The 7,340-nt window shown below is 69.1% G+C and carries 6 protein-coding genes; 2 read left to right on the top strand and 4 right to left on the bottom strand.

All coding sequences use genetic code 11. The annotated features are described in order from the left end of the window. Positions 1 to 140: 140 nt before the first annotated feature. From ACIBG4_RS42265 to ACIBG4_RS42250, 4 genes are all read right to left on the bottom strand, one after another. The gene (locus ACIBG4_RS42265; protein ID WP_397208293.1) at positions 141 to 1,145 is read right to left on the bottom strand and encodes a methyltransferase; all 1,005 of its coding nucleotides are present in this window, start codon (positions 1,143 to 1,145) and stop codon (positions 141 to 143) included. A 69-nt stretch (positions 1,146 to 1,214) separates the two neighbouring features. After that, positions 1,215 to 1,994, bottom strand: coding sequence for an ABC transporter permease (locus ACIBG4_RS42260; protein WP_397208291.1), 780 nt, complete (start codon positions 1,992 to 1,994; stop codon positions 1,215 to 1,217). After that, the gene (locus ACIBG4_RS42255) at positions 1,991 to 2,767 is read right to left on the bottom strand and encodes an ABC transporter permease (RefSeq protein WP_397208289.1); all 777 of its coding nucleotides are present in this window, start codon (positions 2,765 to 2,767) and stop codon (positions 1,991 to 1,993) included. Before ACIBG4_RS42255 ends, ACIBG4_RS42260 begins: the two co-directional genes overlap by 4 nt. Further along, positions 2,764 to 3,750 (bottom strand): ABC transporter substrate-binding protein, encoded by a 987-nt coding sequence (locus ACIBG4_RS42250; RefSeq protein WP_397208287.1) that lies wholly within the window; start codon positions 3,748 to 3,750, stop codon positions 2,764 to 2,766. Before ACIBG4_RS42250 ends, ACIBG4_RS42255 begins: the two co-directional genes overlap by 4 nt. Positions 3,751 to 4,156: 406 nt before the next feature. Here ACIBG4_RS42250 and ACIBG4_RS42245 point away from each other — a divergent pair, with 406 nt between their 5' ends. Together ACIBG4_RS42245 and ACIBG4_RS42240 are read left to right on the top strand one after the other, a co-directional pair. Continuing rightward, positions 4,157 to 7,069 (top strand): nitrate- and nitrite sensing domain-containing protein, encoded by a 2,913-nt coding sequence (locus ACIBG4_RS42245; protein ID WP_397208285.1) that lies wholly within the window; start codon positions 4,157 to 4,159, stop codon positions 7,067 to 7,069. Then, a partial coding sequence (locus tag ACIBG4_RS42240) for a roadblock/LC7 domain-containing protein (RefSeq protein ID WP_397208283.1) occupies positions 7,066 to 7,340 on the top strand: 275 nt, incomplete at its 3' end. The genes ACIBG4_RS42245 and ACIBG4_RS42240, both read left to right, overlap by 4 nt.

The following is a 7,340-nucleotide window of genomic DNA, read 5'->3' as shown; positions in this document are numbered from 1 at the left end:
GACGCTGGCGCCGCACATCCCGCTGGTGCGTCTGGACGCGCGCTCCAAGGACTCGGTCAAGAGCGCGCTGATCAACCTCGTCGAACACGCGCTCAGCGTGCGCATGGCCGTGCCGGGCTGGAGCAACTAGCAGACGATCGTCAGCTCGGCACGGCCTCGATGAGCGAGGCGCCCGCGCCCAGCTCGACCACGTCCGCGAGCTTCAGGCCGGCCTGGTCCAGCAGCACCGCGTACTCCTGACGGCTGCGCTCGACGGCGCCGTCGAAGATGGCCAGCATCCGCATGTCGAGATCCTTGCCGAGGTGCGGGGCCTCGTCGTCGGGCAGGACCACTTCGAGGAGCAGCACACGGCCGGTGGGGGCCATCGCCCGGCGGACGTTGCGCAGGATCCTGACCGCGTCGTCGTCGCCCCAGTTGTGCAGGACGCTGGCCAGCAGGTACACGTCGCCGCCGGCCGGCACCTCGGCGAAGAAGTCTCCCGCCACGACGTCGCACCGGTCGGCCAGGCCCTCGCCGCCCAGCCACTCCCGGGCGCTCTCGGCGACGTGTTCGAGGTCGAAGAGGACACCCCGCATCCCCGGATTGGCCTGAAGGACCGTGGCGAGGATGTGCCCCTTGCCCCCGGCGATGTCCACCATGGTGCCGGCCCGCGAGAAGTCGTACCGCTTCGCCAGGCCGTCGGTGAACGTGACGGCTCTGGCCCGCATGTAGTCGTCGAACAGCCGGCTCGTCTCCGGACGGGCGGCCAGATGCTCGTACAGGTGGCCGTACTGGGCGGCGAACGCCGACCTGCCGGTGCGGACCGTCGTCGGCAGATTGCCCATGGCGTACCAGAAACCCTCCTCACCGAGCATGCGGATGGAGGAACGGATCGAGTCCGGGGCGTCCGAGCGGAGGGCGGCTCCCCGCTCAGTCAGGTCGTGACCGTCCGCCCCGGCCTCGCGGATCAGGCCCATGCCGGCCAGCTCACGCAGGACCCGGCGCAGCGCGTGGGAATCGGCTCCGCAACGCTCGGCCAGTTCTTCGGTCGTGACCGGACCGTGCGCCAGGTGGTCGGCCACACCCAGCTCCGCCATGGTCAGCAGAGCCGCGAAACGGGACAGGCCGGATACCGCGTCCCAGAGGAGATCGTCCGAATGGGGCATGTGTTCTTGCCTTCTATGAGTTCAGCAGAGAAGAGGTACGTGGATCTGTGGGTTGGCGTGGCTCGGCGTTCACATGGTTCGGCCGGCCTGCCGGTGCCAGATCAGCACGCGGTGCTCCATGAGCACGAACAGCGCGTTCGCGAGGTAGCCGAGAAGTCCGAGCAGGGCGATCGTCGCCCAGACGGCCGGGGTGTCGAATCCGCGCTGAGCCTGGAGCAGCTGGTAGCCGATGCCGTCGGTGCTGCCGAAGAGCTCCGAGATGACCATGAGGATCAGCGCCAGCGACAGGCTGAGGCGCAGCCCCGCGAAGATCTTGGGGGACGCGGCCGGAATGACGATCACCCGCAGGCGCTGGGCCCTCGACAGGCCGAAGACCACGCCCGTCTCGGTGTAGGTGCGGTCCACGGCGCGGGCGCCGTCGATGGAGTTGAGCAGCACCGGCCAGATCACACCGAACACGATCGTGGCCAGGTGCATCTGCAGACCCGCGTGGAACAGCACGAGAAAGAGCGGCAGCAGCAGGGGCGGCGGGATGGCACGACCGAACTCGAAGAGCGGGTCGAAATAGTCGGCCGCCACGCGCGAGCGCCCGAGGACCACTCCCACCGTGATGCCGATCACAGCGGCCAGCAGCCAGCCGCCGAACATGCGTTGCAGGCTGGGCACGATGTTCGCGATCGCGTCATCGGTGAGGAACAGCCGGGACGCGGGCCCGGAGAACCACATCTCCTGCATGCGCAGCACGATCGCCGAGGGCGGCGGGAAGTCGGTGTCTCCGATCATCCGCGTGACGATCTCCCACACGACGATCACCGCGGGGACGAACCAGAGCCTGGACAGTACCTTCACGACGCTCGCGCCCCCGTCCGCATCCGGTGCCAGTGGAACAGACGGCGCTCCGCGGCCAGCAGTATCGCGTTGGCGGTCAGCCCCAGGGCGCCCGCCCAGAACGTCGCCGCCAGCATGAGGTCCGTTCTGTTCCCCGTTCCGGCCTGGATCACGAAGACCCCCATCCCACCGGTGCCTCCGGCCAGCAGCTCGGCGCTGATGGCCAGGATGAGCGCGATCCCCGCGGCGATCCGGACACCGGTCGCGACGAAGGGCGCGGCGCTGGGGAGGCTGACCCGGCGCAGCACCGCCAGCGGCCCGAACCCGAAGCTGCGCAGCGAGTCCTTGGCCACCGGGTCGACGTCGCGCATGCCGTACAGGGTGTTGATGAGGATCGGCCAGACGGACGCGTAGACGATGACGGAGACCTTCATCGCCATGTCCAGCGGGATCAGCAGGATCGCCAGGGGGATGATCGCGACCGAGGGGATCGGCCGCATGAACTCCAGCAGCGGCCGTACCGCTCGCTCCACGGGGGAGAGAGCGCCCAGCAGCACCCCCAGCGGGACGGCCACCACGACGGCGATCAGCAGACCGAGCACCCAGTTCCGGAGGGTCATGACCGCCCCCGCCAGAAAGTCGGCGTCGCCGAGCAGGCGCGCCGCCTCGTACAGCACCACCGAGGGCGGGGGGACGACCAGGTCACTGCTCAGGGCGAAACGGATGACCAGCTCGCCGGCGACGAGGAACCCCGCGGCGCCGGCGAGGCCGCGGAGCAGCCGTGCTCCGATCATCCGCTGGCAGCCGTCACGATGATCGACTTGGCGGCGACCGGGCTCTCCAGGTACTTGTACTCGAGCATCAGGTCGGCCACCTTCTGCAGCCGGTTCTCGTTCAGCTCGCTCGGGTAGCTGCCCAGGGTGATGACGGACGCAGTCTGGGCGTCGATCTTCGTGTAGGTCGGCAGCACCTTCTCCACTTCCTTACGGTCACTGGAGGCGAGCGTCTGCGCCTTGGCGATCGCCCGCTGGAAGGCCGCCATGGTCTTCGGGTTCTTCTGCGTCCACTCGTCGGTGGCCATCCACCCGGCGATGGGGAAGTCCTCCATCTGACCCGTCATCGTGTCGGCGAGCTTGCGGAAGCCGAGCTGGGTCTGCGTGGCGGTGATGAACGGCTCGGTCATCCAGGCGGCGTCGGCCTGCCCGCTGTTGACGGCGTTGGCCATGTCCGGGAACGGCTTCTCCACGAACTTGGCGTCGGTCTCGCTGAGCCCGGCCACCTTCAGCTGCGTCGTCACCGCAAGCTGGGCGACGTTCTTGAGGTTGTTGACCAGGACGGTCTTGCCCTTGAGGTCCGCCACCGTCTTGATCGGCGAGTTCTTGGGGACCATGATGTTGAAGGTGTTGGGGCCGGCCTGGTACATGTCGGCGATCATCTTGACCTTCTCGCCCTTGCTGGTCGCGAGGAAGGTCGAAACGTAGTTGCCCTGCGAGATGTCCAAGGCGCCGCTCTTGATCTGCGGAATCGCCGCCGCGCCACCGGTGATGACCACCGGCTCGACCGTGAGGCCCTCGTCCTTGAAATATCCCTTGGCAATCGCGATGTGCAGCGGCGCGACGTCCGGAATGGGCAGGGCCCCGACCTTGATCGTGGTCTTCTCTAACCCTTTGCCACCGGAGGCCGTGGTGGGGGCATCACTGGCCCCGCTGCAACCGGCAAGGGTAAGTGCGGCTGCTACGCCCAGGGCGACGGCGTGACAGCGCAGTATGCGTCTCATGGGGGGTTCTCCTACCAGGGGAAGCTTCTGGAGATGGGCACCTTTGGATGCCGGGCGTGAAGCGTACCGGAGAGAAGATCAGAGCTGAAGCGCTATACCCCCTTTATGGTGATATCCGCTATATGTCAGATTTGAGAACAATATCCTGGCAAATCCTATATATCCCTGCCGTGTGTTCCTAGTCCGGTAGCCGGACACGCAGAGTCGCCGTTGGAACGATGGAAAGCCTGAGGCGTTGGCTCATCACTGAGGTTTGTGCTCAAATTGGGGCGAACTAGCCTGCGATCATCTCGTTGGCGTGACGATGCCGCTCATACCCAAGCAGGCCCATGGCGAGAGGTTGCCACCAGTGACGACGACAACGACCGAGCCCGGTCGTAGGGATCCCGACGTCCCGGGACCGTCCGTGGCCGATGACGTGCCGGCGGAGCTGCCGAACCCGGGCAGCGCGTTCGCCCTGCGTAACTGGCGTGTCCGCACCCGCCTCATCGCGCTGATCGCCGTCCCGACCATCGTCGCCGTGCTCTTCGGCGCCCTGCGGGTCACTGGGTCGATCAGCAGCGCCGAGCAGTACCAGCGGTACAGCGACGTGGGCGCCCTGGTGTCCCAGCTCGGGGAGCTGTCGCGTGACCTCGCGCTCGAACGGGACATGGCGGCGCGCTTCGTCGCCTCGGGCCGCAGGTCACAGGAGGGCGACCAGTTCAGGCGCCAGCAACTGGTCGTGGACGCCAGCGTGAAACGCGTCTTCCCGGTCGCCACGGTGGCCGAGCCGTCGCTGTCGGAGCTGGGCAAGAAGACGCTGACGAACACCCGCACCCGGCTCGGCCAGCTGGCCTCCCTGCGCCAGACCGTGACCAAGTCGCAGCTCCCGCCGCTTCCCACCATGGAGAAGTACTCGGAGACCATCGCCGAAATCCTGCAACTGTTCGACGAGCTGAGCAACGGCTCGACGGACGAGCAGCTCATCGCGGCGAGCGCCGCCGTGCGCGCCGTCGCGCGCACGGAGGAGGAGGCGTCCCAGCAGCGGGGTCTGCTGACGATCGCCCTCGTCAGGGGCTCCTTCCTGGAGACCGAGTTCAACGCCTTCCTCGACGCCCGCTCCCGGCGCTTCAGCGAGCGCTCCGCCTTCCGCGCCGTGGCCACGCCGGCCCAGCGCCAGTTCTACGACAACACGGTCGCCAGCCAGAAGATCGGCCGAAGCGAGCTGTACGCGAGCAGGGCGGTGCTGCTCCACAGCACCGGCGTGTCCCTGCGCCGGCTGGACCCCGCGACGGCGAGCGACGTCAACCGCTGGTTCGACTCCATGACGGAGACCATCGACCGGCTCCACGCGGTGCAGAAGTCGCTGTCGGAGCAGATCGCCACGCGCAGCGCCGACATCCAGGGCGGCGAGAAGCAGCTGGCCGGACTCAACATCGTCATCGTCGCCGTGCTGCTGCTCATGGTCCTCGCGATGACCTCCATCATGGCCCGTTCGCTCGTCCGGCCGCTCCGCCGCCTGCGCGGAGACGCGCTCAAGGTCGCCAGCCGGACGCTGCCCGAGCTCGTCCGGAACCTGCGGGACGGCGAGGTCGACGCGAAGTCGATCCGCGTGCCGCCGATCGCGGTCTCCTCCAGCGACGAGATCGGTGAAGTGGCGCGGGCGTTCGATGAGGTGCATCGTGAGGCGGTGCGGTTGGCGGGTGAGGAGTCGCGGCTGCGCAGCAATGTGAATGCGATGTTCGTGAACCTGTCGCGGCGTAGTCAGACGTTGGTGGAGCGGCAGATCACGTTGATCGATGGTCTGGAGCAGGGTGAGCAGGATGAGAGCCGGTTGGCGAACCTGTTCAAGCTGGACCATCTGGCCACTCGTATGCGGCGTAACAGTGAGAACCTGCTGGTGCTGGCGGGGCAGGATCCGCCCCGCCGCTGGAGCCAGCCGGTCAAGCTCGTCGACGTCGCCCGCGCCTCGCTGTCCGAGGTCGAGAACTACGAGCGGGTCGTCCTCCAGGTGCCCGACGGCGTCTCCGTCGCCGGTCAGGCCGTCAACGACGTCATCCACCTGCTGGCCGAGCTGGTCGAGAACGCCCTGTCGTTCTCCCCGCGCGAGACCCGCGTCACCGTCTCCGGCAGCCGCATCGACGGCGGCGGCGTCATGCTCTCCGTCACCGACTCCGGCATCGGCATGACCCAGGACGAGCTCGTCCAGGCCAACGAGCGGCTCGTGGACGCCCCCACCGTGGACGTCTCCGTCTCCCGCCGCATGGGCCTGTTCGTGGTCGCCCGCCTGGCCCACCGCCACGGCATCCGCGTCCAGCTCCGCCCGCACGGCGGCGGCGGACTGACCGCCATGGTCCTGATCCCCGAGTCGCTGCTCGGCAACCAGCCTCCGGCCTACCCCGGTGCCGGCGCCGCCGGGGGTGTCCGCGAGGAGGCGTACGCCTCGGCCGCCCCCGTCCCCGCGGCCCCGCCCATGGCGCAGTGGCCCGCGGGCGGCTACCAGCCGGGACCCGGCCACCCGTCGTACTCGTCGGGCAACTACCCGTCCGGCCCCGGTGACTCCGGCGGCGCCTGGCCCTCCGTGCCCTCCATGCCGCAGTGGCCCTCCGACGTCGGCGGCTGGCCCTCCGAGCCGCGCGCCACGAGCGCCGGCGCGTCCCAGGGCGCGGGCATGGGCGCCGGCTACGACACCTCGGACGTCTGGGTCCCCGCCCGCAACACCGGTGGCTCCTGGCCGAGCGACGGAGCCGGCGGCGGGCTGCCCAAGCGCCCCACCGCCGACCAGCCGCAGAGCTGGAACAGCGGCGACCACCAGCCGAGCTGGAACAGCGGAGAGCAGCAGAGCAGCTGGAGCTTCGCCGACCGGGGCGAGACGAGCGTCGCCCCCCGCCCCAGGTACGACTTCCCCGAGACCGAGGCCGCGGCCACCGGCCCCATGCCGGCGGTCAAGCCCGCCTCCGCGGGCGACGAGTTCCTGCCGATCTTCGCCTCGGTCGAGTCGGCCTGGTTCGACCACGGGGAGTCCGGCGCCAGCTGGGGCTCCTCGAAGGCCGACGCCGGGTGGAGCGCCGCGGAGGCGGTGGTGGAGCCGGTGCGTGACGGGGCGACCGCGTCCGGTCTGCCGAAGCGGGTGCCCAAGGCCAACCTCGTGCCGGGATCGGCCGACTCGGCGTCGGCGCCCAAGGCGGTGGCCCCGATGCCGGCGGTCTCCCCGGACCGGGTGCGCAGCCGGCTGTCCAGCTTCCAGCAGGGCTTCCGGGCCGCGCGTGACGACATCAGCGAAGGCAAGACCTACTCGTCCGGCACCGGGCCCGTCGACAACAGGGAGGAGGGCGCATGAACGACTTCAGTCATGGGGCACGCGGTGTCGACTGGCTGATCACGGACTTCGTCAACACCGTTCCCGGGGTGGCGCACGCGGTGGTCGTCTCGTCCGACGGTCTGCCGCTGGCCGCCTCGGCGGGTTTCCCGCCGGACCGGGCCGACCAGCTCGCGGCCATCGCGTCGGGGTTGGTGAGCCTGACGCAGGGTGCGGCGCGGGTGTTCGAGGGTGGTGTGGTCAACCAGACGATCGTGGAGATGCAGCGGGGGCTGATGCTGATCATGTCGAT

Source organism: Nonomuraea sp. NPDC050383 (genome assembly GCF_044459125.1).
Lineage (GTDB): Bacteria > Actinomycetota > Actinomycetes > Streptosporangiales > Streptosporangiaceae > Nonomuraea.
This window is presented reverse-complemented; position numbering and strand designations above follow the sequence as displayed.

What these genes read in the sequence shown, in the direction of transcription:
- ACIBG4_RS42265 (WP_397208293.1), bottom strand. Translation starts at nt 1,145, where the DNA reads ATGCCCCATTCGGACGATCTCCTCTGGGACGCGGTATCCGGCCTGTCC.
- ACIBG4_RS42250 (WP_397208287.1), bottom strand. Translation starts at nt 3,750, where the DNA reads ATGAGACGCATACTGCGCTGTCACGCCGTCGCCCTGGGCGTAGCAGCC.
- ACIBG4_RS42255 (WP_397208289.1), bottom strand. Translation starts at nt 2,767, where the DNA reads ATGATCGGAGCACGGCTGCTCCGCGGCCTCGCCGGCGCCGCGGGGTTC.